Origin of the sequence: Thiomonas sp. FB-6 (assembly GCF_000377645.1) — a bacterium.
GTDB lineage: Bacteria > Pseudomonadota > Gammaproteobacteria > Burkholderiales > Burkholderiaceae_C > Thiomonas_A.
In genome coordinates, this window is the sequence record NZ_KB898471.1 from 354282 (window position 1) to 380983 (window position 26702).

25 protein-coding genes and 2 pseudogenes are annotated in these 26702 nt (G+C 68.0%); 8 read left to right on the forward strand and 19 right to left on the reverse strand.

Going from position 1 to position 26702, the window contains the following annotated elements; translation table 11 throughout:
* Positions 1–26: 26 nt before the first annotated feature.
* Entirely contained in the window at positions 27–1478 is a 1452-nt protein-coding gene (locus D466_RS20220) for a methyl-accepting chemotaxis protein (protein WP_196803418.1), read from the reverse strand.
* 91 nt (positions 1479–1569) lie between these two features.
* Here D466_RS20220 and D466_RS23085 point away from each other — a divergent pair.
* From D466_RS23085 to D466_RS0101720, 5 genes and pseudogenes are all read left to right on the forward strand, one after another.
* Positions 1570–1740 (forward strand): annotated as a pseudogene (locus D466_RS23085) (acetyl-CoA C-acyltransferase); the annotation flags it as partial.
* Between the two features lie 369 nt (positions 1741–2109).
* Positions 2110–3018, forward strand: coding sequence for a TauD/TfdA family dioxygenase (locus D466_RS0101705; RefSeq protein WP_051083667.1), 909 nt, complete (start codon positions 2110–2112; stop codon positions 3016–3018).
* A gap of 35 nt (positions 3019–3053) precedes the next feature.
* Entirely contained in the window at positions 3054–4112 is a 1059-nt protein-coding gene (locus tag D466_RS0101710) for a 3-keto-5-aminohexanoate cleavage protein (RefSeq protein ID WP_018911963.1), read from the forward strand.
* Positions 4113–4116: 4 nt separating this feature from the next.
* On the forward strand, positions 4117–4707 hold the full coding sequence (locus D466_RS0101715; RefSeq protein ID WP_369759382.1) for an RBBP9/YdeN family alpha/beta hydrolase: 591 nt from the start codon (positions 4117–4119) through the stop codon (positions 4705–4707).
* A gap of 24 nt (positions 4708–4731) precedes the next feature.
* Positions 4732–5703: a quinone oxidoreductase gene (locus D466_RS0101720; RefSeq protein WP_018911965.1), complete on the forward strand. Its 972-nt coding sequence runs from the start codon at positions 4732–4734 to the stop codon at positions 5701–5703.
* A gap of 52 nt (positions 5704–5755) precedes the next feature.
* Here the strand turns inward: D466_RS0101720 and D466_RS0101725 are convergent, their stop codons facing one another.
* The 18 genes and pseudogenes from D466_RS0101725 to D466_RS0101810 all read right to left on the reverse strand — a co-directional run bounded on the left by D466_RS0101725 (position 5756) and on the right by D466_RS0101810 (position 24790).
* Positions 5756–7066: an MFS transporter gene (locus tag D466_RS0101725; RefSeq protein WP_018911966.1), complete on the reverse strand. Its 1311-nt coding sequence runs from the start codon at positions 7064–7066 to the stop codon at positions 5756–5758.
* An 11-nt stretch (positions 7067–7077) separates the two neighbouring features.
* Positions 7078–8226, reverse strand: coding sequence for a porin (locus D466_RS0101730; RefSeq protein ID WP_018911967.1), 1149 nt, complete (start codon positions 8224–8226; stop codon positions 7078–7080).
* 146 nt (positions 8227–8372) lie between these two features.
* On the reverse strand, positions 8373–10055 hold the full coding sequence (locus D466_RS0101735; RefSeq protein WP_018911968.1) for a fatty acid--CoA ligase: 1683 nt from the start codon (positions 10053–10055) through the stop codon (positions 8373–8375).
* 48 nt (positions 10056–10103) lie between these two features.
* On the reverse strand, positions 10104–12779 hold the full coding sequence (locus D466_RS0101740) for a LuxR C-terminal-related transcriptional regulator (RefSeq protein ID WP_018911969.1): 2676 nt from the start codon (positions 12777–12779) through the stop codon (positions 10104–10106).
* A gap of 200 nt (positions 12780–12979) precedes the next feature.
* Positions 12980–13270: pseudogene (locus D466_RS24635) on the reverse strand (transporter); the annotation flags it as partial.
* Between the two features lie 35 nt (positions 13271–13305).
* Positions 13306–14175, reverse strand: a complete 870-nt coding sequence (locus tag D466_RS0101750) for an ABC transporter permease (protein ID WP_018911971.1) — start codon at positions 14173–14175, stop codon at positions 13306–13308.
* A gap of 50 nt (positions 14176–14225) precedes the next feature.
* Positions 14226–15584 (reverse strand): ABC transporter substrate-binding protein, encoded by a 1359-nt coding sequence (locus D466_RS0101755; protein ID WP_018911972.1) that lies wholly within the window; start codon positions 15582–15584, stop codon positions 14226–14228.
* Positions 15585–15832: 248 nt separating this feature from the next.
* Positions 15833–16777 (reverse strand): electron transfer flavoprotein subunit alpha/FixB family protein, encoded by a 945-nt coding sequence (locus D466_RS0101760; RefSeq protein ID WP_018911973.1) that lies wholly within the window; start codon positions 16775–16777, stop codon positions 15833–15835.
* A 13-nt stretch (positions 16778–16790) separates the two neighbouring features.
* Positions 16791–17543 carry an electron transfer flavoprotein subunit beta/FixA family protein gene (locus D466_RS0101765; RefSeq protein WP_018911974.1) on the reverse strand — a complete coding sequence of 251 codons (753 nt, stop codon included), beginning with the start codon at positions 17541–17543 and terminating at the stop codon, positions 16791–16793.
* A gap of 24 nt (positions 17544–17567) precedes the next feature.
* A complete protein-coding gene (locus D466_RS0101770; protein ID WP_018911975.1) occupies positions 17568–18344 on the reverse strand; it encodes a ferredoxin--NADP reductase in 777 nt (258 codons plus the stop codon).
* 44 nt (positions 18345–18388) lie between these two features.
* The gene (locus tag D466_RS20225; protein ID WP_018911976.1) at positions 18389–18751 is read right to left on the reverse strand and encodes a DUF971 domain-containing protein; all 363 of its coding nucleotides are present in this window, start codon (positions 18749–18751) and stop codon (positions 18389–18391) included.
* Entirely contained in the window at positions 18748–19611 is an 864-nt protein-coding gene (locus D466_RS0101780; protein WP_018911977.1) for an ABC transporter ATP-binding protein, read from the reverse strand. Before D466_RS0101780 ends, D466_RS20225 begins: the two co-directional genes overlap by 4 nt.
* A 72-nt stretch (positions 19612–19683) precedes the next feature.
* Positions 19684–20013 (reverse strand): ferredoxin FdxA, encoded by a 330-nt coding sequence (fdxA, locus tag D466_RS0101785; protein ID WP_018911978.1) that lies wholly within the window; start codon positions 20011–20013, stop codon positions 19684–19686.
* A 39-nt stretch (positions 20014–20052) separates the two neighbouring features.
* Complete coding sequence (locus D466_RS0101790; protein ID WP_018911979.1) at positions 20053–21012, reverse strand: HEAT repeat domain-containing protein; 960 nt, start codon at positions 21010–21012, stop codon at positions 20053–20055.
* A gap of 8 nt (positions 21013–21020) precedes the next feature.
* Positions 21021–21254 carry a ferredoxin family protein gene (locus D466_RS0101795; protein ID WP_018911980.1) on the reverse strand — a complete coding sequence of 78 codons (234 nt, stop codon included), beginning with the start codon at positions 21252–21254 and terminating at the stop codon, positions 21021–21023.
* Between the two features lie 14 nt (positions 21255–21268).
* Positions 21269–22999, reverse strand: a complete 1731-nt coding sequence (locus tag D466_RS0101800) for a fumarate reductase/succinate dehydrogenase flavoprotein subunit (protein ID WP_018911981.1) — start codon at positions 22997–22999, stop codon at positions 21269–21271.
* Positions 23000–23007: 8 nt separating this feature from the next.
* Positions 23008–23721 carry a GntR family transcriptional regulator gene (locus tag D466_RS0101805; protein WP_018911982.1) on the reverse strand — a complete coding sequence of 238 codons (714 nt, stop codon included), beginning with the start codon at positions 23719–23721 and terminating at the stop codon, positions 23008–23010.
* A 448-nt stretch (positions 23722–24169) separates the two neighbouring features.
* Positions 24170–24790, reverse strand: a complete 621-nt coding sequence (locus tag D466_RS0101810) for a TetR/AcrR family transcriptional regulator (RefSeq protein ID WP_038164754.1) — start codon at positions 24788–24790, stop codon at positions 24170–24172.
* Positions 24791–25059: 269 nt separating this feature from the next.
* Between D466_RS0101810 and D466_RS0101820 the strand changes: the two genes are divergently transcribed.
* The 3 genes from D466_RS0101820 to D466_RS23760 all read left to right on the forward strand — a co-directional run.
* Positions 25060–26148, forward strand: a complete 1089-nt coding sequence (locus tag D466_RS0101820) for an alkene reductase (protein ID WP_018911985.1) — start codon at positions 25060–25062, stop codon at positions 26146–26148.
* A complete protein-coding gene (locus tag D466_RS20230; protein ID WP_018911986.1) occupies positions 26141–26458 on the forward strand; it encodes a hypothetical protein in 318 nt (105 codons plus the stop codon). Before D466_RS0101820 ends, D466_RS20230 begins: the two co-directional genes overlap by 8 nt.
* A 95-nt stretch (positions 26459–26553) precedes the next feature.
* A partial coding sequence (locus D466_RS23760; RefSeq protein WP_156003966.1) for a helix-turn-helix domain-containing protein occupies positions 26554–26702 on the forward strand: 149 nt, incomplete at its 3' end.

The window sequence follows — 26702 nt, forward strand, 5'->3', positions numbered from 1 at the left end:
GACGCGGGTTGCGCGGCGCCGATCGCTCAACTTCCTGGCGTTCGAGAAGCTCGCGTGCCGCGCGCGGCGCCTCGTCCGGCGATGCGGAACTGCTCGACGCTGCGCTGCAGCTCCGCGGCCTGACTGTTCATCTGCTCCGCGGTGGCCGCCAGTTCCTCGGACGCCGACGCGCTTTGCTGGGTGGTCGCGTTGAGTTGCGACACCGCTTGATTGATCTGCTCGATGCCCGTCGATTGCTCGGTGCCCGCGGCCTGGATCTCCTCGACCAATTCACTGGTCTTGCTGATGTCCGGCACCATCTGCCGCAGCAGTTCGCCGGCCGCCTGCGCTTGCCGGACCGATCCCGACGCCAGTTCCCCGATCTCCCTGGCCGCGGCCTGGCTCTTCTCGGCCAGCTTGCGCACCTCGGCGGCGACCACCGCGAAACCCTTTCCGTGCGCGCCGGCACGCGCTGCCTCGATGGCCGCGTTCAGCGCCAGCATGTTGGTCTGGTAGGCGATGTCGTCGATGACCCCGATGCGCTCGGCGATGGCCTGCATGTCCTCGACGGTCTTGCGCACCGCCGCGCCGCCGTCCCGCGCCTGCTGCGCCGCCTGCCGTGCGATCGTCGCAGTGGTCCTGGCGTTGTCGGCGCTCTGGCTGACCGAGGCGGCGGACTGCTCCAGGGTCGCGGAGGTCTGCTCGATCGAAGCAGCCTGTTCCGAGGCGCCTTGCGACAAGGTCTGCGAGGTGCTGGATACTTGCTCGGAGGCCGCGGCAAGGTCCTCCGCCGCCGCGTGGATATCGCCGATCACCTCGGCCAGGCGCTGCACCATCCCGGCGAGGGCGGCGAGCAGGCGCCCGGGCTCATCGCGACCGGTGGGCACGACCCGCACCGTCAGATCGCCCTCGGCGACCCGCTGGGCCACCAGGAGTGCCTCGCCGAGGGGCCTTGTGATGCTCCGGCTCAGGCACACGCCGAGCACCGCCGCGAGCGCCGTGACGAAAGCCACGAACAGGCTGCCCCGCAGCCTGCGGTGCTCGTACATGCTGTTCGACGCCTCGACCGAGTTCGCGAATACCTGCTGGATATGCGCCTTGAATCGTCCAAGGTCCGTGCTCAGCGCCTGCCTGCTGCGCGCCAGGGCCAGCGCGGAGCCGGCATCGGCCGGCAAGGGCCCGCCGGCGGTGGCGGAGAGGTAGCTCGCCGCGGCCCTTTCGTAGTCGGCGAACTCGCCCTGCACCCTGCCGGCAAAGGCCTTGCCCTCCGGGGTGGATGCCAGCGCGCGCACCTGGGCCAGGCGCGCCTGGTTGGCGTGGGCCATCGCTTCCAGCCGGGCCTGCAGCGCGCCCCTGGCGGAGGCGGCCCCGCCGGGCGCGGCTTGATGGTCGAAGGCGAGGCTCATGGCGTCGACCGACTGCATGAGCTCGACCATGTCCACATACTGAGGCCATTGCACCTCGACGATCGCGTCGGCCGAGTCCTTGATGCTCCGCATCGCGTTCAGCGCGGCGAAACCGACCATCATCATTAACAGCACCAGCAGGCCGAATCCCAGCCCCAGCCGCACGCCGTATGCGTGGCCCGCGATGAACCCGAACGGCTCGGGAATTTCGCTCGGACACCCGATCGGGGCCACCGGGGCACTGATCAGCGTCAAGGCGATCCACGAACTGATCCGCATCCAGGGGCGCTACGCCCTGGTGACCATGTGGATCGGTGGCGGCCAGGGGATCGCCGCGATTTTCGAGAGGTGTTGAACGGCGCGCTGCGGGGCCTGGCCGGCCGCCTCCAGCGCCTCGAATCTCCTGAATGACCGCCATCGAAGCCTCGGCGGTGTGGCGCACTCGTGCTCGACCGCATCGATCACGTACTGCCTCAATTCGGAGATCAGGCCGGTGTCCTCCGCCACCGGGATGAACAGGTCGGGGCGGACCGCGCGACCGTCGGCGCGGGGCCAGCGAAGCAGCGAGTCCCCAGTGTAGAAGGGCGATCGCGCGGGCAGGCCGGCGCCCGCCCCCCTCCACAGGAGGGGGGACGCGCCGGGACCCCGCGCCTACTCTGCGTCCCACGGGTGCCCACGAGTGCATCGACGCCCGCAGAACGAGAGAGACAAGACCATGACCAGCATGACCGCCGCCGCGCCCGCGGTGCTGTCCGCCGCGCGCAGCGCGAGCGCCCCCCGCGTCGAGCCCCTGACCTGTTCCATCGGCGCCGAACTCAGCGGCATCGACCTGGGCGACGCCGCGGAGGACGACCAGCTGTTCCGGGTCGTCTACGAAGCGCTGCTGCGCCACAAGGTGCTGTTCCTGCGCGAGCAGAGCTTCGAGCGCATGTCCCGCCAGCAGCACGTGGCCTTCGCCAGGCGCCTGGGCGAACTCGAAGACCATCCGATGGTGCCGAGCCACCCGGACGCTCCCGGACTGGTGCAGATCTACAAATCCCCCGACAACCCGCCCGAGCGCTACGAGAACGCCTGGCATTGCGACGGCACCTGGCGCGAGACGCCGCCGCTGGGTTGCGTGTTGCGCTGCATCGAGTGCCCGCCGGTGGGCGGCGACACCATGTGGGCCAACATGGCCCTGGCCTACGAGAAGCTGCCGCAATCCGTCCAGCAGGAAATCGAGGGCCTGATCGCCAGCCACAGCTTCAGTGCCTCCTTCGGGGCGGCCATGCCCCAGGAGCGGCGTCTGGACATGAAGGCGCGCTACCCGGACGCCGAGCATCCGGTGGTTCGCACCCATCCGGAGACCGGCGAGAAGGTGCTGTTCGTGAACGCCTTCACCACCCACTTCGTCAACTATCACCAGCCGCGCAACGTGCGTTTCGGCCAGGACTACAACCAGCGCGGACAGGACCTGCTGCAGTACCTGATCAGCCAGGCCTACGTGCCCGAGTACCAGGTGCGCTGGCGCTGGAAGCCCTTCAGCGTCGCGATCTGGGACAACCGCAGCACCCAGCACTACGCGGTGATGGACTACCCCCCTTGCCACCGCAAGATGGAACGAGCCGCCATCGTCGGCGGCAAGCCTTTCTGAGCCTGCCCCAGGCCACTGACACGAGGAGCCCCAACATGAACTTCATCGATGGATCGCTGTTTCCCGAGAATCAGGAGAAGCTGGTCATCACCTGCGCCCCCTACGGCCCCGAGTGGATGCCCGAGGACTTCCCCGAAGACATCCCGATCAGCATCGCCGAACACGTGCAAAAGGCCGTGGATTGCTACAACGCCGGAGCGAGCGTGCTGCACCTGCACGTGCGCGAGCTCGACGGCAAGGGCTCCAAGCGCCTGTCCAGGTTCAACGAACTGCTCGCCGGACTGCGCGAGGCGGTGCCTGACATGATCCTGCAGGTGGGCGGCTCCATCTCCTTCGCCCCCGAGGGCGAGGGCGAGGCCGCCAAGTGGCTGTCGGACGACACCCGGCACATGCTGGCCGAGCTCAGCCCGGCGCCGGACCAGGTGACCATCGCCATCAACAGCAACCAGATGAACGTGGTCGAGCAGATGTGCGAGCGCGATCTCGCCGGCACCTCGCTGGCGCGGCCCGACCTGTACCGCGCCTACCGCGAAATGACCATTCCGGCGGGCCCCGAGTGGGTGGAAGAACACATCCGCCGGCTGTCGGCCAAGGGCATCCAGACCCACTTCCAGCTGGCCAACATCACCCAACTGGAAACGGTCGAGCGGATGATGCGCCGCGGAGTCTGCAACGTCCCGCTGATCCTGACCTGGGTGGCGATCGGCGGCGGGTTCGACGCTCCGAACATTTACAACCTGGCGAACTTCGTCCGCGCGGTGCCCGATGGCGCCGTGCTCACGCTGGAGTCCTCCATGCTCAACGTGCTGCCGGTCAATATGATGGCCATCGCCATGGGCCTGCACGTGCGCTGCGGAATCGAGGACAACATCTGGACCCAGGACCGCAAGGAAAAGATGAGTTCGGTGCGCCAGATCGAGCAGCTGGTGCGCATTTCGCGGGAGTTCGGACGCGACATCGCCGATGGCAGCGAAGCGCGCCGCATCTATCGCATCGGCGAGTTCTACAGCCACGCCGACGAGGCCCTGGCCCGCAACGGCTTCGCCCCCAACCGTGCGCAGGCGGGAAAGGCTGCGTTGCAGCGAGCGGCGTGAGCCGGTGGGGTCGTCCATGACCGCCACGGTGGTGATCGTGCCGGGGCTGCGCGACGCGGCCCCGCGGCACTGGCAAAGCCTGCTGGAGGCCGGTCTGCGTGAGCGGGGCCGCGAGGTGCTCGCGGTGGCCCCGATGGGGCGCGACGCGCTGGACCGTGCACAGCGGGTGGCGGCGCTGGACGAGGCCATCGGCCGGGTCCACGGTCCGGCCTTGCTCGTGGCCCACAGCGCGGGCTGTCTCACCGTCGCGCATTGGGCCTCGGTCCGTGCCGGCGCCTCCGAGCTGGTCCGCGGGGCGCTGCTAGCGGTACCGCCGGATTTCGAGACCCCGATGCCCGCCCCCTACCCGGGCCTCGAGGCCCTGCGCGCCAACGGCTGGCTGCCGGTTCCGCGCAAGCGCCTGGGCTTCAGGGCCATCGTCGCGGCGAGTCTCGACGATCCCCTGGCGAGCATCGGCCGGGTTCGGCGGATGGCCCTCGACTGGGCTGCCGAGTGCGTCGAGCTGGGAGCGGTCGGGCATCTGAACCCGGGCTCCGGCTACGGTCCCTGGCCCCGCGCCGAGGAATTCCTTCAGCAGCTCGACGTGTCGAGCTGATTCCAGAACCAACAGGAGAACGACATGGCCAAGGCGATCCGCCTTTCGCGAACCGGCGGGCCGGAGGTGCTCGAGCTGCAGGACGTCGAGGTCGGCGACCCCGGCCCCGGCGAGGTCCGGCTGCGCCACAGCTACATCGCGGTGAATTTCATCGACGTGTACTTCCGCACCGGGGTCTACCCGCTGCCACTTCCATCCGGCCTGGGCTCGGATGCCGTCGGCGTGGTCGAGGCGGTGGGCCCCGGGGTCACCGAGGTCCGGCCCGGTGACCGGGTCGGCTATCTGATCGGGCCGCAGGGCGCCTACGCCGAGCGCCGGATCCTTCCGGCCGCGGTGCTGATTCCCCTTCCCGCCGGCATCGATGACCGCACGGCCGCCTCCTTGATGATGAAGGGCATGACCGTGCAGTACCTGTTCCGGCAGGTGTTTGCGCTGCAAGGCGGGGAAACCATTCTCTATCACGCCGCCGCCGGCGGCGTGGGCCTGCTGGCCTGCCAGTGGGCGCGTGCGCTCGGGGTGACCATGATCGGCACCGTCAGCAGCGACGAGAAGGCCGAGATCGCCCGGCAGCACGGCTGCGCGCACACCATCGTCACCTCGCGCGAGGACATCGCCGCGCGCGTGCGCGAGCTGACCGGCGGCCGGGGCGTGCCCGTGGTGTTCGACTCGGTCGGCAAGGACACGCTGATGGCCTCGCTGGACAGCCTGAGCCCGCGCGGCTCGCTGGTCAGCAACGGCACCAGCTCCGGCCCCGTGATCGTGGACAGCCAGCTGCTGGCCGTCAAGGGCTCGCTGTGGATGACCCGCCCGGCCATGATGCACTACATCCAGCCGCGGGAGCACATGCTGGCGATGGCCGACGAACTCTTCGGACATGTGCTGGCCGGACGCATCCACAGCGAACCCCGGCAGGAATTCGCGCTGGCCGAGGCGGCGCGGGCGCACCAGGCGCTGCAGTCGCGCAGCACCGTCGGCTCGACCGTGCTGGTTCCCTGAAAATGCCCGCGGGCAGGCAGCCAGGCTGCCTGCCCGCGGCTACGCCAGAAGCTCAATCCCCCACGCTTTCGCGCCAGGCCCTGATGCGCTGCAGGTCCTGCGCGTAGAAGCGGCGCCCGATCCAGAACGCACAGGTGGCCGCCAGCGAGGCCAGCGGCATCCATTGCAGCGCCCCCTGCAGGCCGATGCGGTCGGCGAGAAAGCCCATCACGAAGGGCCCGGGAGCCAGGCCCAGCAGGTTGTTGGCGATGGTCAGGGTGGCGAAGGCCGTCGCATGCACGGCCACCGGCGTGAGGTTGGCCACCATGGCGCCGGCGGGCCCCGCGGTGCCCGCGGCGAAGAACATGCCCAGCGCCAGCACCAGCGTGGCCGCCGGCCCGGGGGGCAGGCGGAAGGCGGCTCCCAGCAGCAGGGCCGTGAGCAGGCAGTAGGCCATGGCCATGATCCACTTGCGCGAGGGGTCGTCCCGGCACAGCCGATCCGTGGCGATTCCGCAGACGATCATGCCGGCGGCCCCCACCAGCACGAACATGCCCGCGCTCAAGGCCGCGCGGTCGGGCGCCATCCCCGCATAGCGGTTGAAAAAGCTGGGCAGCCAGGCGATCAGGGCAGCCATGATGAACAGCTGCAGACCGCTGCCGGCGTAGGCGCAGAGCACGGACACGCTGCCGAACAGGCGGCCCAGCAGCGTGCGCAGCGGCACCCCGGACCCCCGGGCTTCGCGCGAGGGGGGGCGGCCGCCGACGCGCCGTTCGGTGACCACGACCAGGTACAGGCCGGTCAGCACGATGCCGAACAAGGCCATGCCGCCGAAGGCCCAGCGCCAGCCGAAATGCACCGCCAGCGCGCCTCCGAAGGCCATTCCCAGCACCGAGCCCACGGCGCCGCCGGCCATGAAGGAGCCGGTCAGGGTGGAGCGCAGGCTGGGCGGAAACATGCTCAGCACCAGGGCGACGCCGACACTGCCGTAGGCCGCCTCGCCGACCCCGACCAGGAAGCGCGCGAACAGCATCTCGCGGTAGCCCGAGGACCATGCGCAAAACAGCGTGGCCGCGCTCCACAGCAGGGCCATCAGCGCGATGCTGCGCACGCGCCCGAAGCGATCGGCGGCCAGCGACAGGGGGAAGGTCAGAAGCCCGGTCAGCAAGGCGACGACCCCCGCGAGCGAGCCCAGCTGGGTGTCGGACAGGCCCCATTCGGCCTTGAGCAGCGGAAACACCGCGTTGAGGACCTGGCGCGACATGTAGTCGGACAGCAGCAGCCCGAAGATCAGGCCGAACACGACCCACGCGTAGATGCGGGGACGGGTCGCCCCGGCCGATGCCGTGTCCGCCTGCGCGGGTTGTGTGGCGTAGATGGCCATGAGCTTGCTCCTCAGAAGGAATGGCGCAGACCGACGGTCATGCCGGCCGAACCCTGCCCCATGGCCCCGACGAAGGCGTCGGTGGCCGAGCCGATCGCGAAATTCGTATCAGGCCCGTTGCTGATGCGCGCGTAGCTGGCATACAGGTTGGTCTGCCTGGACAGCGAATAGCTGTAGCCGATCGCGTATTGCTTCGCGGTGCCGTACATCGCCGTTCCCAGCAGGTTGATGCTGCGCATGCCGTAGTCCGTGCGCGCCTCGGCTACCGAGGCCATCACGGTGCCCGCCCCCACCGGCACGCGCACCCCCACGACCATCGACCGCGCACTGCCAGCGTTGTAATCCGCCTTGGCTTGTTCGTACAGCGCGGAAAGCGTGGCCACCGGGAAACGGTAGGAAGCGCCGATCTGCCACCCCGACAGGGTTCCGTCGTTGACCCCGTTGGCGGGATCGAGCATGGCCGGCAGCCGCAGGTTGGTGACCGCCGCGTAGGCCACCGCCAGCGCCAGGGGGCCGTCGACGTAGCTGGCGCTGGCCCCCATGGAACGGCTGACCCGGGAACTGCTGGGGGTCGTACCGGGAACCGCGGTGGCACTCGGCGCGAAGGAATACGACACGCTGCCCACCAGGCCGTGCGCCTCGGGGCTGATGTAGACCACGCCCTGGCTCAGGCGCGAGAGTCCGTACTGGTTGATGATCGACAGGTTGGTGTAGGCGCCGGTCGTGCCCCCGCCGAAGGGGTCGAAGCGGACCTCGTTCTTGTACATGCGGGTCATGTCGCGCCCGCCCGCGATGGTGCCCCACGGGCCCTTGAGCGCGGCCCAGGTACGGCTTTGCATGAACCCGCCGCCCACGCAGTAGCCGCCCGCGGGGGCCTTGGTGTTCTGGTTGGTTCCAGAGGCGCAGAAGCCCGATTCGATGTCGAAAATGGTTGCGAGGCCGCCGCCCAGGGGCTCGACGCCCTTGACTCCGATCACCGACGGGGATTGAACGCCCGAGCTCAGCTGGCTGACCGAGTGCGTCGGTCCGGAGCCGTTGCCGATTCCGTCGATGTGGGTGACGCCGAGATCGATCACGCCGTAGAGCTGGACGTCTCCGGCCGCCAGCGCGGAGCCGGTACATGCGCCGAGCGTGGCGAGCGCGAGCAGGGTCTTTTTCATCGGGTTCATCTCCTCGTGAGCCTTCCTGGGTTGCGGTGGCCGGCATCGTGCGTGCCGGTGAGGCCAGAATAGGTGGGGGTCCGGGCGCACACCCCCCTCTCGCGGAGGGGGATAGGGTCTTCACCAAGAAGGCGCCGGATGCGGCTTCAGGCGATCGCGGCCGCCCACTCGCGCAGCTGTTTCTTGTTGAGCTTGCCGACACTGGTCTTCGGGATCTGCTCCACGAACAGGATGTGGCTGCGCTCCGGCACCGCATACTTGGCGACGCGATTGGAGGCCACGTGGGCCAGCAGGCGCTCGCGCACGTCGTCGACCGTGACCTGCGTGTCCGGCCTGTGAACCACGTAGGCCACGGGTCGCTCACCCCACTTGGGATCCGGCACCCCGATGACCGCCACCTCCTGCACCCCGGGGATCTCGGCGATCATGTGCTCGATCTCGATGGACGAGACCCATTCGCCTCCGGTCTTGATCACGTCCTTGAGCCGATCGACGATCTGCACGTAGCCGTCCGGACGCACCACCGCGATGTCCTGCGTATGCAGGTAGCCGCCTCGCCAGAGCTCCTCGGATTCGGCCGGCTTGTGCAGGTACCCCTGGGTCAGGAAGGGCGCGCGCAGCACGATCTCGCCCTGCGTGCGCCCGTCGTGCACCACGTCGCGCATGTGCTCGTCCACCACGCGCAGGTCGACCATCGGCAGCGCTCTGCCGGTGGACACGCGAGCCCGCAGCTGCTCCTGCGGCGCCAGCTCGGGAACGAGCTGCGCCAGCGCGACGATGGGACCGGTCTCGGACATGCCGTAGCCGCCGAACACGTCGATGCCGCGCTCCAGCGCGGCCTTGCACAGCGGAGCCGGCAACGCGGACCCGCCGATCACCACCTTCCAGCCCGGGAACCGGATGTCGCGCGCCTCGGCCAGGTCCACGATCATCTGCAGGATGGTCGGAACGCAATGCGAGAAACTCACCTGCTCGCGCTGGAGCAGTTCGAGCAGGGTCTCGGGCAGATAGCGCCCGGGGAGCACGATGCGCAGCCCGAGCAGGATCGCCACATAGGGGATCCCCCAGGCCAGCACGTGGAACATCGGCGTGATCGGCATGTACACGTCCTGGGCGTGCAGGCGCTGTCCGTCGCGGGGCGAGCACAGCGCGGTCGCCGCCGTCAAGGCGTGCAGGACGATCTGGCGATGGCTGTAGCACACCCCCTTGGGGGCGCCCGTGGTCCCCGTCGTGTAGAACACCGCCGCGGTGGTGTTCTCATCGAAGTCCGGGAATTCGAAGTCCGCGCCGGCCGCCGCCAGCAGCTCCTCGTACTCGCCGCAGGCATCGAGTTCCCGCAGTGGCTGGCGCGCGTCGTCGCGCAGTACGACGATGCGCGGCCGCGCACGCAGGCGCGGCAGGACGGAGCCGAGCATCTCGGCGAAGTCGACGTGCACCAGCAGCACCGAGGGCTTCGCGTCGTCCAGGGTGTAGGCGATCTGTTCAGGCGACAGCCGGATGTTCACCGTGAACATGGTCGCGCCCATCATCGGAACCGCGAAATAGGTCTCCAGGTAGCGCGGGCTGTCCCAGTCCATGATGCCCACGGTACTTCCGCGGCGCACGCCCATCGCCTGCAAGGCGCTGGCCAGTCGCCCGACGCGTTCGCGCCAGGCGGCGTAGCTCATGCGCCTTCCGTGGCGGTCGCAGATGGTCTGCGCGCCGTGAAGCGCCAGGCTGCGATGCAGCAGCTGCTTGATCAGCAGCGGATAGGCATAGGCGGAAGCCGCCGAGGGGGGCAGGTCGTCGTGCATGGCGTCGGTACGGTCGGAATGGGGTCGACCCAGCATAGGCAGACGCCAGACGCCGCGCCCCCCTCCGGAGGAGGGGGCGCCCCTTCAATCGTCCGCGCCGAGGAAGCCCAGCACGCGGGCCCGCACGACCACCTGCCTGCGCGAGCCGGCATCGAGCTTGGCGAACAGGTTCTTCAAGTGCCACTTGATCGTCGCCTCGCCCACGCCCAATGCCCGCGCCACCTCCTTGTTGGAGAGATTGCGCGCGAGAAGCTCCAGGATGGCGCGCTCCTTCGGGGTCAGCACCGAGGCCGTGCCGGCCGCGCGCATGGGCGCGTCGGCCGGCGGCCCGGGGGACGCAACCGCTTGCGGCGCGGGGTACGGGTCGTCGCGAAGACCGGCCATGGCCGAGGCCACGCCCGGATGGCTGTCCTGCAGACTGCGCCGCAGGCCGCTGGCCCTGGCCAGGCCGACGGCCTCGCCGAGCAGCGCCGAGCCGTCGCGCCCGGAGCGCTCGGCGACGTATGCACGCAAGGCCATGGCCACCACCTGCAGGCGTCCGGCGCCTTGCGCGACGGCTGCCTGCTGGGCCGCGGCGAGCAGTTCCTCCGCCTCGCCCCACCGATGTTCCGCGATGGCGGTATGGGCCCGCGCCGCGTTGACCAGCACCGTCGCCGCGCCTTGCCACAGCGGCCCGGTGGGGTGATCGCCCCGGACGAGCACCTGGTCGATGCGCGCGAGCAACGTTCGGCAGGTCTGGACACGCCCTAGCGCCGCGTGCAGTCGCACCTGCTCACCGAGCCCGGCCAGGCTCAGCCTGGGCAGGCCCCGGGCATCGCCGGCCGCCTCCAGCGCCTGCGCGATGTCCAGCGCGTGATGTTCGCGGCCCTGGGCCGCCGCCACGCGCACGGCCGTACGCATGCCCAGCAGCAGCGTGTCGGGAAGCCCGGAGTGTTCGAGCACATCCAGCCGGTCGGCCTGCACGGCAAGCGCCTCGTCCAGGCGATCGGCCTCGTACAACACCAGCGCGAGCAAGGCAGCGAGCATGCAGGCCAGGGGATGGCGGCGCCCGAGCTCGGCCTCGCTGGTCTGCAGCGCGCGCTGCAACAGGGGTTCGGCCAGCCGCAGCTGCCCCGCCCATACGTGGCTCAAGGCATGGATCAGCTCGCTCCAGCGCAGCGCGTAGACCTGGCCGGGTCCGAAGCGCCCGATCGGCGCATGCTCCTGGTGGCGCCTGGCCCGCGCGGGCTGCCCCTGCAGAATGTCGAACATGGCCAGACGATTCGCATGCATCTGCAACAGCCGCGCCTCCCGCGTGGGGGGCGGCGCCTGCGTCCACGGCTGCATGATGCGCACGTACGCGTCCGGGTCGTCGGCGAACAGCGCCGCGCCGCTTTGGATCAGGGCGCATTCATAACGGATCCCCTCGTCCTGCCGCGCATCCTCCAGGATGTCGCGGACCAGGGCCTGCGCCTGGCGATGGCGCTCCCCCAATGCCAGGGCCCAGGCCGCCGCCATGCGCAGGCGCGGACGCCGCGCGAGTTCGCCCGCCGGCAACTGGTCGAGCCAATCCAGCATGGAGGCCAGCCGGCCCTGCATGACGGCCTCGTAGAAACACTGTTCGGCCAGGTCGTTGGCGCGCTGGTCGAGTCCCGCGCTGCGCGCGTGACGCGCCGCCTGCTCGAACATGCCCTCCCGCACGAACCACTCCATGGCGCGCCGGTGAATCTCCGAGCGCTGCTCCACGGGCAGTCGGGCGAAGCGAGCCTGAAGCGCCCCGCGCGCCAGGGCATTGCAGCGAAACCATCCGGCGTCATCGACGGAGAAGAACAGCGGCGTGGTCTGGGCCAGCCGTGCCAACGTATCGCCCGCCTCGGGCCGTCCGCTCAGAGCCTCGCACAGCCTCGGGTGCAGCAGGTCACAAGCCGAGGTGATGGTCAGGAACGAGACATCCTCCTCGGACAGACCGCTGCACAGGGGTTCGAACAGCGCATGCTCGGGATGCCGCGGATCCACGGCACCGACCAGCTCCTGCAGATTCACCCCTCGCTGCAGCGCTCCGAGCGCCAGGTGAATGCCCTGGGGCCAGCCATCGGCGCAGTCGTGGATTCTTGCCGCGGCATCGGCATCCACGCTGGATCCGAGGCGCGTGCGCAACAAGGCGAGGGTCTCGTCGAGCTGAAAGCGCAGCGTGTCCGCGCCGAGAATCGCGCATCCGCCGTAGCCCACGAGATCCGCGACGGCCTGTTCCAGCGGATCCCTCGACGCGACGACCATGCGCAGATTCGGCGGCAGGTTGTGCAACAGGTAACTCAGGGCGGCCTGAGCTTCCTCGCAGAGATTCGCGGCCTCGTCGATCATCAGGACGATTCGCAAGGGCGTCATCGCCACTTCGGCGAGCCACGAGGTCATGACTTCCCGCAGTCCGTGAAACACGGTGGTCCCGGACAATTGGGCCGCGCCGAAGCCAGCGCGCGCGCAGCCAATGCGAACCGCCAGGGCCAGGGCCGCGGCGAAACGCCGTGGGGACATCTGGGAGTCCGGGCCGAGCCAGGCCACGGCGTCCCCCTGCTCCAGGGTCTGCTGGCGCCACTGCGCGAGCAGCGAACTCTTGCCGAAACCCGGCGGCGCTTGCAGCAGCACCACCGGCACGTCGGCCAGGGGGCCCTGCGTGAGGCTCAGGCGCGGACGGTGCAACAGCTGCCGCGTGGGTCGCGGCGGGGTGCAGCGCAGAACGAGTTCGCTCAGTGAGGGGTCGACGCCACTCAGCGCGTGGGACATGACGCCTTGCCTCTTCGACGATGTCGGGCCAGGAATGATTCCGTATCAGCGTATCAGCATCCGTCCCGGCCAATGCCTCGGGGTCGAACCCCTCGGTCCCGGCCCTGCTACACGGAGCAGCCCGACGCCGAGGCGCTCCAGGTTGCCGGGGCGGTCGTCCTGGCCGGGCTGGTCCAGCCGCTGCATGACCGAAGCCTGGTCAGTGTCCAGTAGCGATGGATGGTCTGGCGCTCGACCTCCTGCTTGCAGCCCGCATGGTTGATGGCCGCGACCCGTGAGGGCGATACCGCCGAGGTGCCCGAGCGCAGCTGGCTCTGGTCGAAGTAGTCGGTTCGCAGGCTGATGCGCCAGCCGGTGCCGGTGCCGTGGCCCATGGCGGCGCCCGACGACAGTGAGCATCCGCAGGTGGCACACGCGAAGGCTCAGGCCGGGGCGAGGGCGGCGCAGCACAGTGCCAGCGCGCGCGCCGAGGCTCGTGTTCCGCAACCCATGGAAGGGCCTCCCGTGGCGCGGCCGCGCCTTGGGATCAGGCGCGCTGCCAACGCAACAGGGGGTAGCGGATCAGGTAGATCAGCCGGGTCGACAGGGTGCTCAGCACGCCGATCGTGATCATTCCGACCACGATGTTCGAGTACTGGATCAGCTGATAGGCGTTCCAGGTGTAGTAGCCGATGCCGGCGCGTCCCCCGATCATCTCCCCCGCGACCAGCGAGAACCAGGAAACCCCCATTCCGATCGCCGCGCCCGAGGTGATGGACGGCAAGGCTGAAGGAATGATCACGCTGAACAGCACGTTCCGTTCCTTCGCGCCAAGCGTCTTCGCCGCGTTGATGAGGGCGCCGGGCGTTGCCTCGACCCCCTGGATGGTGTTCAGCACGATGGGGAAGAAGGCTCCGAGAAAGGTGATGAACAGGATGCTTTCCTCGGTGGTCGGCCAGATCAGGATGGCCAGGGGGATCCAGGTGATGGCCGGAATGGGGCGAACGATTTCGACGTAGGGCATGAAGGCCCACCGGAACCATTTGTATCGCCCGATCGCCACGCCCATCGCCACTCCGAGAATGGCCGCCAAGCCAAACGATCCGGCAATGCGCAGAACGCTGACCCCGACGTCGACATAGAAAGCCGGCGTCTGCAACGCGCCCAGCAGTGCCGATCCCACGTCCCGGGGAGTCGGCACGTTCTCGAAATCGAGGTAGAGGTGCGCGCCATGGCTCGCCAGGAATTGCCAGAGCAGGAGTCCGAGCGCGATCGCGGTTCCTCCGATCAGGATCGGAAAAAGAAATCCGAGCCTGCCTCGCACGGCACGGCGAACGGCCCGGCGCCGCGTCGAACCTGCACGCCCGTCCACCCGTCGTCGGGCGCCGGGGTTCATCGAGATGGCCGCCTCGTTCATGGCATGTTCCTCCTTGGAGTTCCTGGGATCCACTACGACAGCGTCAGGCGCTACGCGGCAGCGCGCAACTGCGTGAAGCTGAGAATGTTGCCTCCCTTTTCCTTTTGCTCCCTGAGGGCCTCGCCCTTGGTGAGGTAGGCGTCGATGGAACTTCCATCCTTCACGTACCAGGCGGTTTTGCCGAACATTTTCAGGCCGGATCGGGCGTCATAGACATAGACCGCGTCGATGCCTTTGCCCTTCCCGGTCAGCTGGCCCAGCGCCTTGAACATGTCGGCGTTGGTTCCGTATTGCTTGATTCCCTCGCCCGCGACCCAGATCTCCGGCGGCATATGGGCATCGCCTTGCGGATTATTCAGGGTGCCCGCCTGCTTCGCATAATTCAGGCCCATCTCGCCATACGCGGTCTTGAGATAGCTGGCATCGACCCATTGGCGCATGTTCAGCGGCGGTACATCGGCATACTTCGCCAGCAGGCCGTGATCGTAGGCCAGGGTATCGAGCCATTTGGCCTTGATGGTCGGGTCGAGGGTCAGGTAGCCACCGCGGCTGAAATACAGGTAGAGAACCTCCTTGGGAATCATGGTCCAGGCTGCCATTTTCTTGCTGGCCATGTAGGGGTTTTCGGCGATCCACTGATCGGCCGCGATCACGGCTTTCGCATAGGCGACGACGATTTCCGGATATTTCTGCGCGAAGGCCCGGGTCACCACCACGCCGTGCAGGTAGGGAGTCTTCGTCTCGGCGCCGGAGTAGATCATGCGCCCGGTGCCCTTGTACTCCATGTATTCGGTCATCGGACAGAAGTCGGCATGCGCATCGATCTTCCTGGCGGCGATGGCCGTGATCCCGACCATGGGGGTCTGGTTGGAGACCTTCAGGTCGGAGTACTTCAGTCCGGCTTGCTGCGCCATTTCGTACAGCATCCCCCAGGCGGAGCTTCCGATCGGCACCGAAATGTCCTTTCCAACCAGCTGCTTGACGCTGGTGATCGGCGACGACGTCGGCACCGCGATGCTGTTGCCAGCCCCGTCGAGGTTGTAGGCCGTCATGCTGAACAGGATCGACCGGTTATCGCGGGTCTGCTGGAATTTCGCGCCGTTGACGACCAGGGGATAATCACCCATCACGCCGAAGTCGAGCTTGTTCGCCAGCATCATGTTCGTGATCGGCGCGCCCGAGCTGTAATTCCGCCAGACGATGTCGTAGCTGACCCCCTTGTACTTTCCCGTGTGCGGGAGGTACTTCTCCAGCAAATGAAGCCCCTTGATGGCGACCCCCGCCGGGTAGGTATCGGTGCACATGCTCTGATGCCCGATGCGGATCGTGATGGTCTGCGCATCGGCATTCGAGGCAAGAATGCCCGGAAGCGACAGGGCGGCTGCAATGGCTAGGCATTTGGCGGGCATTTCTGACTCCTGCTAACGAGTGCACGGGAACGGAAGGCGGCGTCACGGTGCCTGGGGAGCATGCAGCGAGAGCGAGAGCGAGAGCGGGCGCTCGGCTCGACAGGACTTGTTATGACAACGTATCGTTAGCAAATGATGTGCCAGCGAAATTCCGTGAAAATCTCCCTGTTCTGGTTCATTCGGGGGGGAATCGCCGCGAGGCCCGGTCCAACAAGGGGCAGCCCGCACAAAATGAAGGCGCGGACCGGCTACGCGGGGCTCGCGAACGCGCCCGAGAGGGCGGGCACGACGTCGAACAAATCGGCCACGAGGCCGAAATCGGCCACCCCGAAAATGGGGGCCTCGGCGTCCTGGTTGATGGCGACGATGAGCTTGCTGTCCTTCATGCCGGCCAGGTGCTGGATCGCACCCGAGATGCCTACGGCCAGGTACACCTGCGGCGCGACGATCCGGCCCGTCTGCCCGACCTGCCATTCATTCGGCGCGTACCCCGCGTCGACCGCTGCGCGGCTGGCTCCCAGCGCCGCGCCCAGGCTTTGCGCCAGCGGACCCAGCAGGGACTCGAAGTGCTCCCGGCTTCCCAGGCCGCGTCCGCCGGACACCACCACCCGCGCGGACCCGAGTTCGGGGCCTTCGCCACCGTCCATGTCGCGCTCGACGAGCTGAAGCAGCCCGGAGTCGCCCGTAACGGCGACGGTCTCGATCTCGGCCTGCGCGCCACCCGCGGCGGCCGGCTCGAAGGCGCTGCTTCGCACCGTGATCACCTGCACGGCATCCAGGCCGCGCACGGTAGCCACCGCGCCGCCGGCGTAGATGGGACGGCGGAAGGTGTCGGGTGCCAGCACCTCGATGATGTCGGAAATCTGCACGACGTCCAGCACAGCCGCCACGCGGGGAAGCACGTTCCTGCCGAAGGCGCTCGCCGGCGCCAGGATGTGGCTGTAGCGTCCCGCGACGGCCACGATCTGCGGCGCCAGATTTTCCGCCAGGCCGTCGCCCAGGTGCCCGGCATCCGCGTGCAGCACCCTGGAGACACCGGCCACTTGCGCCGCCTCGGCGGCCACGGCGGCGCAGTCGTGCCCGGCGACCAGCATGTGAACGCCGCAGGCACAGGCGCTGGCGGCACCCACGGTGTGCAAGGTCGCGGGCTTGAGCGTGCGGCCGTCGTGTTCGGCGATGACGAGTGCGGGCATGGTGCGAGGCTCCTCAACGGGAAAGTTCGGCCTTCAGGACGTCGATCAGCGCCGCCGCGTCGGCGACCCGGACGCCTTCGGCACGCGGCGCGGGCTCGGCCACCCGCAGGGTCTGTACGTGCTGCCTCAGCTCGACCCCGAGTTCGGCGGGCCGCAGCGTGGCCAGGGCCTTCTTCCTGGCCTTCATGATGTTGGGCAGCGTGACGTAGCGCGGCTCGTTCAGGCGCAGGTCGGCCGTGATCACGGCCGGCAGGGGCATGCTCAGGATTTCCGAGCCGCCGTCGATTTCGCGCCGGACCCGCACACGGCCCTCGGCCATCTCGACGCCGGAGGCGAAGGTGGCCTGGGGCCAGCCGAGCAGCGCCGCGAGCATCTGCCCGGTCTGGTTGCAGTCGTCGTCCACCGCCTGCTTGCCCAGCAGCACGAGCTGCGCCTGCTCCCGGCGGATCACGGCCAGCAGCAGCTTGGCCACGTGCAGCGGCAGCAACTCGAATTCGGGGTCGGTCTCGACCAGCACCGCGCGATCGGCCCCCATGGCCATGGCGGTGCGCAATGCCTCGGCGCACGCCGCGACCCCGCAACTCACGCAGACGACCTCCGTGGCCACGCCCTGCTCCTTCCAGCGCACCGCCTGCTCGACCGCGACTTCATCGAAGGGGTTGATGCCCATCCGGACCCCCGCGAGTTCCACACCGCTTTCATCGTCGCGGACCCGCACCTTGACGTTCGAGTCCACGACACGCTTGACCGCGACGAGTACCTTCATGCTCGACTCCCGATTCGACCTGGTCTACTTCTCGACGAAGGCACGTTCGATCACGTAATCGCCCGCCACCCCCTGGCTGGGGCTGATCTCGAAGCGCCGGGCGTCCAGCAACTCGCAGCAGGCATTGAGCATGGCGCTGCTGCCACAGATCATCACCCTGTCCGCGAGCGGATCCAGGGCGGGCAATCCAAGATCGCGCGTGAGGCGATCGCTTTGCAGAAGGTCGGTGATTCGCCCCTGGTATTTGTAGGGCTCACGCGTGACGGTGGGGTAGTAGACGAGACGCTCGCGCACCAGCTCGCCCAGGTATTCGTGTCGCGGCAGTTCATGCTGGATGAACTCCGCGTACGCCAGGTCGCTGACCTTGCGCGTGCCATGCACCAGAATGACCTTCTCGAAGCGCTCGTAGGTCTCGGGGTCCTGGATGATGCTCATGAAGGGCGCGAGACCGGTGCCCGTCGACAGCAGGTACAGGCGCTTGCCCGGGCGCAGGTCGTCCATGACCAGGGTCCCCACGGGCTTGCGGCCGACGATGATCTCGTCGTCCGGCTTGAGATGCTGCAGGCGCGAGGTCAGGGGACCATCCGGCACCTTGATGCTGAAGAATTCGAGATGCTCGGCGTGATTCGGACTCGCGATGCTGTAGGCGCGCAACAGCGCCTTGCCGCCCACCGACAGCCCCAGCATCAGGAAATGTCCGTTGTGGAATCGCAGCGCGGGATCGCGCGTGGTGCGGAAGGTGAACAGGGACTCGTTCCAGTGTTGCACACTCGTGACGCGTTCAATGGTGAAGTTCGACATGACGTGACGGTGGTCGTGACGGTGGTTGAGGTTGCTTCGGGGGCTCAGGACTGCTCGGCGCCGAGTTCGCGCAGGTAGGCCCAGGGAAAGATGCCGCGTCCGTGCCCGTCGGAGAACACCAGGTTCAGGCCCTGCTCGCCGACGGGCTCGGCATGGTGCAGGCGGATCGTCGCCGCGGATTCGGCGACGGGCTTGTGCGCGCGGCGCAGCGCCACGCAGGCGGCGCAGCGGCAGCTCGCACGCAGCAGGCCGTGCGCCAGCAGGCTGCGGCCGCCGTCCGTCCAGCAGATCTCGAGCACGGCCGAAGCACCATGGTTGGTGATGGCCACCGGGAATGCACCGCGGGCCGGCGCCGCGCCCGGGCCGAATTCGCCGGGATGCCCGGAAGGGGAGGTCCGGGTGCTCATACGAGGTCCTTCACGCCCGACGGCCCGACGTCGACGCCGAAGCCCTCCAGCCCGTGATCCGCGAGTTCGCCCTGCATGGCGGCCAGACTCTCGTCCTGGATGTGCGCGCGCAGGGTGCGCAGCAGGTCCAGGAAGCCCTCCGACATCATGTCCGCGCTGCTGCGCGGCCTGGGCAGGTGGACGTCCACGACGGCCTTGATGCGCCCGGGGCGCGCCGTCATCACGTAGACCCTGTCCGACAGGAAGGCGGCCTCCTCGATGTCGTGGGTGACGAACAGCACGGAAAGGCGGAACTTCTGCCACATGTTGGTGAGGATCTGCTGCATCACCCTGCGGGTCTGCGAGTCGAGCGCGCCGAAGGGTTCGTCCATGAGCAGGACCTTCGGGCTCGCGGCTAGCGCCCGCACGATTCCCACGCGCTGCTTCATGCCGCCGGAGAGCTGCTCGGGGTAATGGTTCTCGAAGGCCAGGAGCCCGGCCAGCCCCAGCAGGGTGCGCGCCGCGGCCTCGCGGGTCGAGGCGCCGTGCCCCTGCATCTTGAGGCCGAACTCGACGTTGCTGCGCACGCTCATCCAGGGGAACAGCGAATACTGCTGAAACACCACTCCCCGCTCCGGCCCCGGCCCGTCGATGGGAACGCCGTCCAGGCTCACGCTGCCCTCGGTGGCCTCCACGAGCCCCGCGACGGCATTGAGCAACGTGGATTTTCCGCAGCCCGAAGGCCCGATCAGGGACACGAACTCGCCGGGCCGGACGTCCAGGGACACACCGTCCACCGCGAGCACCTGCCGGCGTCGGCTTCCGAAGCGCAGGCGAAGATCGCGTACCTCGACGTGGCCCTGTTCATTGCGCTCGTTCATGATGATTCTCCTTGGTTCAGCGGATGCGCGGCCGTCCATCGACGGGGTCGCACCCCGCCGTGCCGCCCGTGTTCAGCAGGGCATCTGAAGATGCTCGGTCTTGTGCTCCACCGTGGCCCAGTGCTCCGCGTCGGGCAGCGGCTCCCTGGTGCCGTCGATGACGGGCCATTGCCTGGCAAGCTTCGCGTTGAGTTCCAGGAACTGCTGCTGTTGCGGCGCCAGATCCTTGTCGGCCACGATGGCCGATACCGGGCATTCGGGCACGCACACGGCGCAGTCGATGCAGGCCTCCGGGTCGATCACCAGAAAGTTCGGGCCTTCGTGGAAGCAATCCACCGGACACACGGCCACGCAGTCGGTGTACTTGCACTGGATGCAGGAGTCGGTCACTACGAAAGTCATCGGATTTCCTCGATTCGGAAAGGTCGCGGCCCAGCTGGCTCAGGCCCGGGAGGACGCCTGGGCGATGGTGGCGATGCCCAGCCTGGCCATCTTGCGCACGTCGGGGTCGGCGTCGCTCGCCGCCGCCTGCTCCAGCGCCGGCAGGGCACGCGCATCGCCGATCTCGCCCAGGGCGATCGCGGCCTCCTTGCGCAGGTTGCTGATCGAGTGACCGAGCGTGGCGACCAGCGCCTCGACCCCTTCCGCGGCCTTGAGCTGGCCCAGGCTGCGCGCGACCTTGAGCCGAACCTGCCAGTAGGGGTCCTCCATCGCCAGCACCAGCTGCGCGATGGCGGGGCGCAGGCGCAGCTTGCCCAGGGTCTGCGCAGCCTCCTCGCGCACGATCCAGTTGCCGTCCGCGAGCGCACGGGTCAGCGCCTGCGCCACGCCGCCGTCGGCGGCGTAGCCCAGCGCGCCGACGGCAATGCGCCGGACTTCCGCGTCCGGGTCGCCCTGGGCGATGCGCGCCAGGTCCGCGAGCGCGCTGTCCAGGCGCAGGTAGCCCAGCACGCCGACCGCCTCGCGCCGGACCACGGGGTCGGCGTCGCCCAGCAGGCGCAAGGCCGGCGCGTGGGCCTCGGGTACGCGCAGGGCCCGCAAGGCCCGCAGCGCGGCCGCCTGGGCCTCGGGGGCAGGCCCCGGCTCCAGCAGTTCCAGCAAGGGCGGCGCGGACGCGGGAAGCTTCAGTTCGGCCAGCACCTCGGCGCTGGCCTTGCGCACCTGCGCGTCACCGTCGTGCAGGCGCGCGGCGAGGGCCTGCACCACCTCGATCTCCTCGAAGCCCTCCAGCGCCCTGGCCGCCTCGGAGCGCACCAGCGGGCTGGGGTCCTCCAGGCGCGGCAGAAGCAGGGCCACGATGTCCTGCTCGTCGCTGTAGGGCAGTTCCATCACGGCCAGGCGCCGCAGCTCGGGATCGGCGTCGTTCAAGCGCGCGACAAGTGTTTCGGCCAGATCGCTCATGGTGGTCCTCAGCGCAGCAGATAGGGGATGTCGACCTCGATCGCCTGGGTCGGGCAATCCTGCTCGCAAGGCAGGCAATACCAGCACTCGTCGTATTTCATGAAGGCCGAGCCCTTCACGAGATCGATGGCGAGCACGTCGAGCGGGCACACGTCGACGCAGACCGTGCAGCCCTTGTCGGCGATGCATTTGTCCTCGTTGACGCGTACGGGGACCTGGGTCGGGCTCAGTGCGATGGTCATGGGTTTTCCTCGGATCAGACGGTTTCGGCGACACGCGACACGCGCAGCCGGTGATAGGCGGCCTTCTCGGTCTCGTCGACCGCGACGACGTAGGGCTCGACCGCGAGCTTGCGCAGCTGCATCGAGCCGTCCGCGCCCCGGCGCAAGGCCGTGTGGCAGAACCAGTTCTCGTCGTCGCGCAGGGGGTGGTCGACGCAGTGGTGGTACAGGCCCCAGCGGCTTTCCGTGCGGAACAGCGAAGCCCGTGCCGCCATTTCCGCGCAGTCCAGGATCGCGTGAGCCTCCATCGCCCGCATCAGTTCGTGCGGACCGGGCGCCGCGAGCTGCTGCAGGTCCTCGCGGATTTCCTCGAAGCGCTGCAGGGCGATCTCGTATTTGCGCGTGATCTTCGGCGGTTGCAGATAGTCGTTGACCAGGCGCCGCGTCTTGTATTCCACCTGCTGGGGCGTCAGACCCTCGCTGCGCCCCAGGGGGCCGAGGATGCGCCGCGCCTCGGCCTGCACGTCCTCGGGCGCGTGCGGGGCGAAGCCCTGCCCCTCGCAGTACTCCGCCGCGTGCTCGCCGCACAACTTGCCATAGACGAACGCGCCCAGCATGTAGTTGTGGGGAACGCTGGCGCAGTCGCCCGCGGCGTACAGGCCGCGCACCGAGGTCTCGCCGCGCGCGTTGATGCGGATGCCCGAGGCGCTGTGCCCGCTGCAGAACCCGATCTCGGAAATGTGCATCTCGATCATCGAGTGCCGGTAGTCGGTCCCCCGGCGCTCGTGAAAGCGCCCGCGACTGGGCCGCTCGTTGCTGTGCAGAATGGTTTCGATCTGCGCGATGGTCTCCTCGGCCAGGTGATTGACCTTCAGGAACACGGGGCCGTTTCCGCTCTGGAGCTCGTTGTAGAACTCCAGCATCATCTGGCCGCTCCAGTAGTCGCTCTCGATGAAGCGCTCGCCCTTTCCGTTGGCGGTGTAGCCGCCCAGCGGCCCGGTGACGTAGGCGCAGGCCGGTCCGTTGTAGTCCTTGATCAGGGGGTTGATCTGGAAGCACTCGAGATTGCTCAGGTCGGCGCCGGCATGGAAGGCCATCGAGTGCCCGTCGCCGCAGTTGGTGGGGTTCTCGTAGGTTCCCATCAGGTAGCCCGATGCGGGAAGCCCGATGCGCCCCGCGGCCCCCGTGCACAACACCGCCGCCCGGGTCCTGATCAGCACCAGCTCGGCCGTGCGGCAGTCGAAGCCCATGACCGCCGCCACGCTCCCGTCCGGTCCCGTGAGCACGCGCGTGACCACCAACCGGTTGGTGATCTCCACGCGCGCGCGCTTGAGCTGCCGGTAGAGGATGCGCTTCATGTGGTGCCCCTCGGGCATCGGCAGCACGTAGGTGCCCAGGTGGTGCACCTTGCGCACGGCATAGTCGCCGGTCTCGTCCTTCTCGAACTTCACGCCCCAGCGGTCGAGTTCATCGATCATCGCCGCGCTGCGCGTGGCATAGGCCATCAGCGCCTCCTGGTCGACGATGCCATCGTTGGCCACCGTGATCTCCTTCACGTACTGCTCCGGCGTGGCGTGGCCCGGGATGACCGCGTTGTTCAGCCCGTCCATGCCCATCGAGATCGCGCCGCTGCGCTTGACATGGGCCTTGTCGACCAGCAGCACGCGCAGCTTCGGGTTGCGCTCCTTGGCCTTGACGGCGGCCATCGGGCCGGCCGTCCCGCCGCCGATGACGACGAGGTCGAATTCTTGTTCCAGGACGTTCATGCGAGCTCCTATTTGCGATCAATGCGAAGGCGATAGTGAAAGGCGTCGCCGCGGTAGTACAGGTACTCGAAATCGATGGGCTGATCGTTCGCGTAGGTCAGGCGCTCGATGCGCAGCAGCGGCGCGCCCTCGGACACGCGCAGGTGTCCCGCGAGCCATTCGTCGACCGTGATGGCATCGATCTGCACGTCGGCATGGGTCAGGTTCAGGCCGTAGTCGCGCTCCAGGATGGCGAACACGTCGCGCGCCTGCAGGTCCTCGTTGGACAGGCGCTCGCCGAGCGCGAGCGGGAAGTAGCTCACGTCCACCGAGATCGGCTCTCGATTCAGGTACCGGAGGCGCTGGATCTGGTAGACCATGGAACCCGGCTCCTGGCCCAACTGGCGCGCGACGTGTTCGTCGGCCCGCACCGCGCGCTTGCTGAGCACCTGGGAGAAGGTCTCGTAGCCGAGGGAATTCATCTCCTCGCCGAAGCCGCGCAGGTTCGAGAGGTTCTGGAAGGCCTTCGGCTTGGACACGAAGGTGCCCTTGCCCGCGACCTTGAAGATCATCCCCTCCTTCTGCAGGTCATTCAGGGCCTGGCGGATGGTGATGCGGCTCACGCCGAACGCCGCCGTCATCTGGCTCTCCGAGGGCAGCAATCCATGCGCGGGATAGCTCCCCTCGAGGATCTGGTGCCGGATGATTTCCCGAATCTGCAGGTACAGCGGGACGGCGGACATGGGCAGCACCTGGGCCGCTTGCGCGTCGGTCGCACCGGGCTGGGATGCCTTCGCTTGAGGTCTCATGGTCTTGCAGGGCCTGACTTGTTATGACAAGTCCTATCAAGCAACATGCATGCCAGATCACCGGCCATCGAAGCGTTGGCGAGCGCCCCCTCTCGAATGCCTGGGCAAACGTGCACGAACACGGGCCCGCGGAGAGCGTCCGCGGGGCCACGGCGGCCGCTACCGCGCACAACGCCGATGCACGCGGCCTCGTCGCAGCGACCATTTGTGGGCGTGGGGCGCACCGGCCCGGTGCGAGGAGGCCGTCAAGGGCGTGCTCGAAAGGCGTGAGCACGCCGGCCCCGGGTGGCGTATGTCGGATGGGAAGGCCCTCCCGGGAATTCTCACCCGAGCTGCGAAGATCCTGCCTGCCGCGGCGGCGTGTGCCGGTGGCGCCTGGCGCTCAGGCTCGACTGGCGATGAGCTCGGCCGCCGCGCGCGCAATGGCCACGAGTTCGCTGCGGCGCTCGCCCGCCCGGGCGCGCACGGCCAGGCTGTGAAGCACGCTGGTCGCTACTCGCGCCAAGGACTCGGCGTCGCCGCGCCCGCAAGGCTCTCCTGCGGCCTGCGCCCGGGCGATGCGAGCAGCGACGACGGAATCGATGTCGGCCAGTATCGCCACCAGCGCGGATCGGATCGCCGGCTCGCGCACGGCCTCGGTGACCGCCGTACAGATGACCAGGCACCCGCGGGGACCTTCATCGCCCGACAGGTAGTCGTGGATAGCCCGTCCGTAGAACGCTTCGAGCGCTTCACGAAGCGTGGGAGCTTCGAGCGCCCTTTGCAGTTCGCGGCCCGATTCGACTGCGAACATCTGCAACGCCGCGAGGTACATCTCCCGCTTGTCCCCGAAGGCCGCATACAGGCTTGGCCTGTTCATGCCGGCGGCAGCAGCGATGTCGTCGAGCGAGGAGGCCGAGAAGCCCCCATTCCAGAACACGTCGCGAATGGCGCCGAGCGCAACGTCTCGGTCATAGGACCGAGGTCTGCCGCGTTGCCTTGCCGGTTTTGTACTGGTGCGCATACAAATCACTTGCTTTTTGTGCGAAGAAGTACAAATATAGCAGGCAGCGGCGCAGGATCCAAGCTCGCAGTCGCCGCTACAGCCCATTCGGCCCTTGCTTCAGGAGCGTCGTGAATCGAAGTGCTCGTCGGGGTCGCCCTCAAGACCCTGAGCAACGACACGCACCACCTTTCCCCAGCGGACATCGACTCCGCATTCAAGGCGGAGGCCTGATGTCCCTTCCACGGGGCCACGCAGCTCAACACAGTGACAACCAGAGGATTCCTGGCATGACGAAGCTTTACGACCCCCTCGTTCTCGGAGACATGGAACTCGCCAATCGAGTCTTCATGGCGCCGCTGACCCGAAATCGCGCGACACCCAGCGGGGTGCCGGGAAAACTGGCCGCCACGTACTACAGCCAGCGTGCCTCGGCGGGGCTGATCGTCACGGAGGCCACGCAAATCTCGCCCATGGGCAAGGGATACATCGACACCCCGGGCATTCATTCGGAGGAGCAGGTTGCCGGCTGGAGGACGGTCGTCGATGCCGTACACCATGCCGGCGGCCGTATCTTCCTGCAGCTCTGGCATGTCGGCCGCATCTCCCACGACAGCCTTTTGCCTGGCAACAGCTCCCCGGTGGCGCCATCCGCGATCAGGGCCCGCGCGCAGACGTTCGTCGAGACGGGCTTTGTCGATGTTTCGCAGCCCAGAGCGCTGAGCCTGGCGGAAATCCGCGGCACGATCGAAGACTATGGCCGTGCTGCTGCCAATGCCAAGGCCGCCGGCTTCGACGGCGTCGAGCTTCACGCCGCCAACGGCTACCTGATCGACCAGTTCATTCGCTCGAAATCGAACACCCGCACAGACGCCTACGGAGGCAGCGCTGACAACCGGGCACGCTTTCTCGGCGAAGCCGTCGAGGCCGTCCTGCGGGTCTGGGATCGAGGGCGCGTTGGAGTTCGCATTTCTCCCCTCGGCACCTTCAACGACATGGGCGATGCAACTCCAGAGGAGACCTTTGCGCGAGTTGTCGACGTGCTCAACGAGCATCGGCTCGGCTACCTGCACGTGGTGGAGGACCCTGTCCCGGCCGATCAAAAAGCCGACTTCTACCGGCGCCTGCGCTCGGCGTGGCATGGCCTCTATCTCGCCAACGCGGGATACGACGCCGAGCGGGGCGAACGTGCGATCGCGGACGGGTCCGCGGATGCCGTGGCCTATGGCCGGCTCTTCCTCGCGAACCCCGATCTACCTGCGCGCCTGCGTCGCCGCGCCCCTTTGAACGCGCCGGATCCGAAGAGCTTTTACGGTGGCGACGAGCACGGCTACATCGACTATCCGGCTCTCGCCGCGAGCGGAGTCAACGATGAATAGCGTCGCGATATTCTGGATGCAGCTTCTGGCCAGCGTGGTCGTCTTCGGCCTCGTTGCAGCGTGGTACGTGTGGCCGGCGCTGATCCGGCTGCCGCGCAAGTCCGCTCTCATTGCGCTGCTCTTCGTGCATGTCCCGCGCTATGTCGGAATGACTCTGTTGGTGACGGGGATGATCGATCCGAAGCTGCCCGGAGAGTTTCTTTCCAGTGCTGCCTACGGCGATCTCCTCGAAGCGGCGCTCGCCCTCGCGTCCATCCTTGCGCTGCGGAGCAACTGGCGCTTTGCCATGTTGGCGCCGACCGAAATTTGAGCCACGTATGAGGGTTGTGCCGACCGAAAACTGGGCCAGGTGTTCGACCTACCCTGCTGTTTTTTTGTGCGGCGGGGACGACAGGAATGATCACCATGGACATGATCGGCAAGATCCGGCGCCTGCACCGTCGGGACAAGCTCAGTGAGCGCGAGATCGCCCGCAAGACGGGGTTGGCGCGCAATACGGTGAGCAAGTGGCTCAAGGGCGAAACGCCCAAGGTGCCGAAGTACGTTCGAGGGGA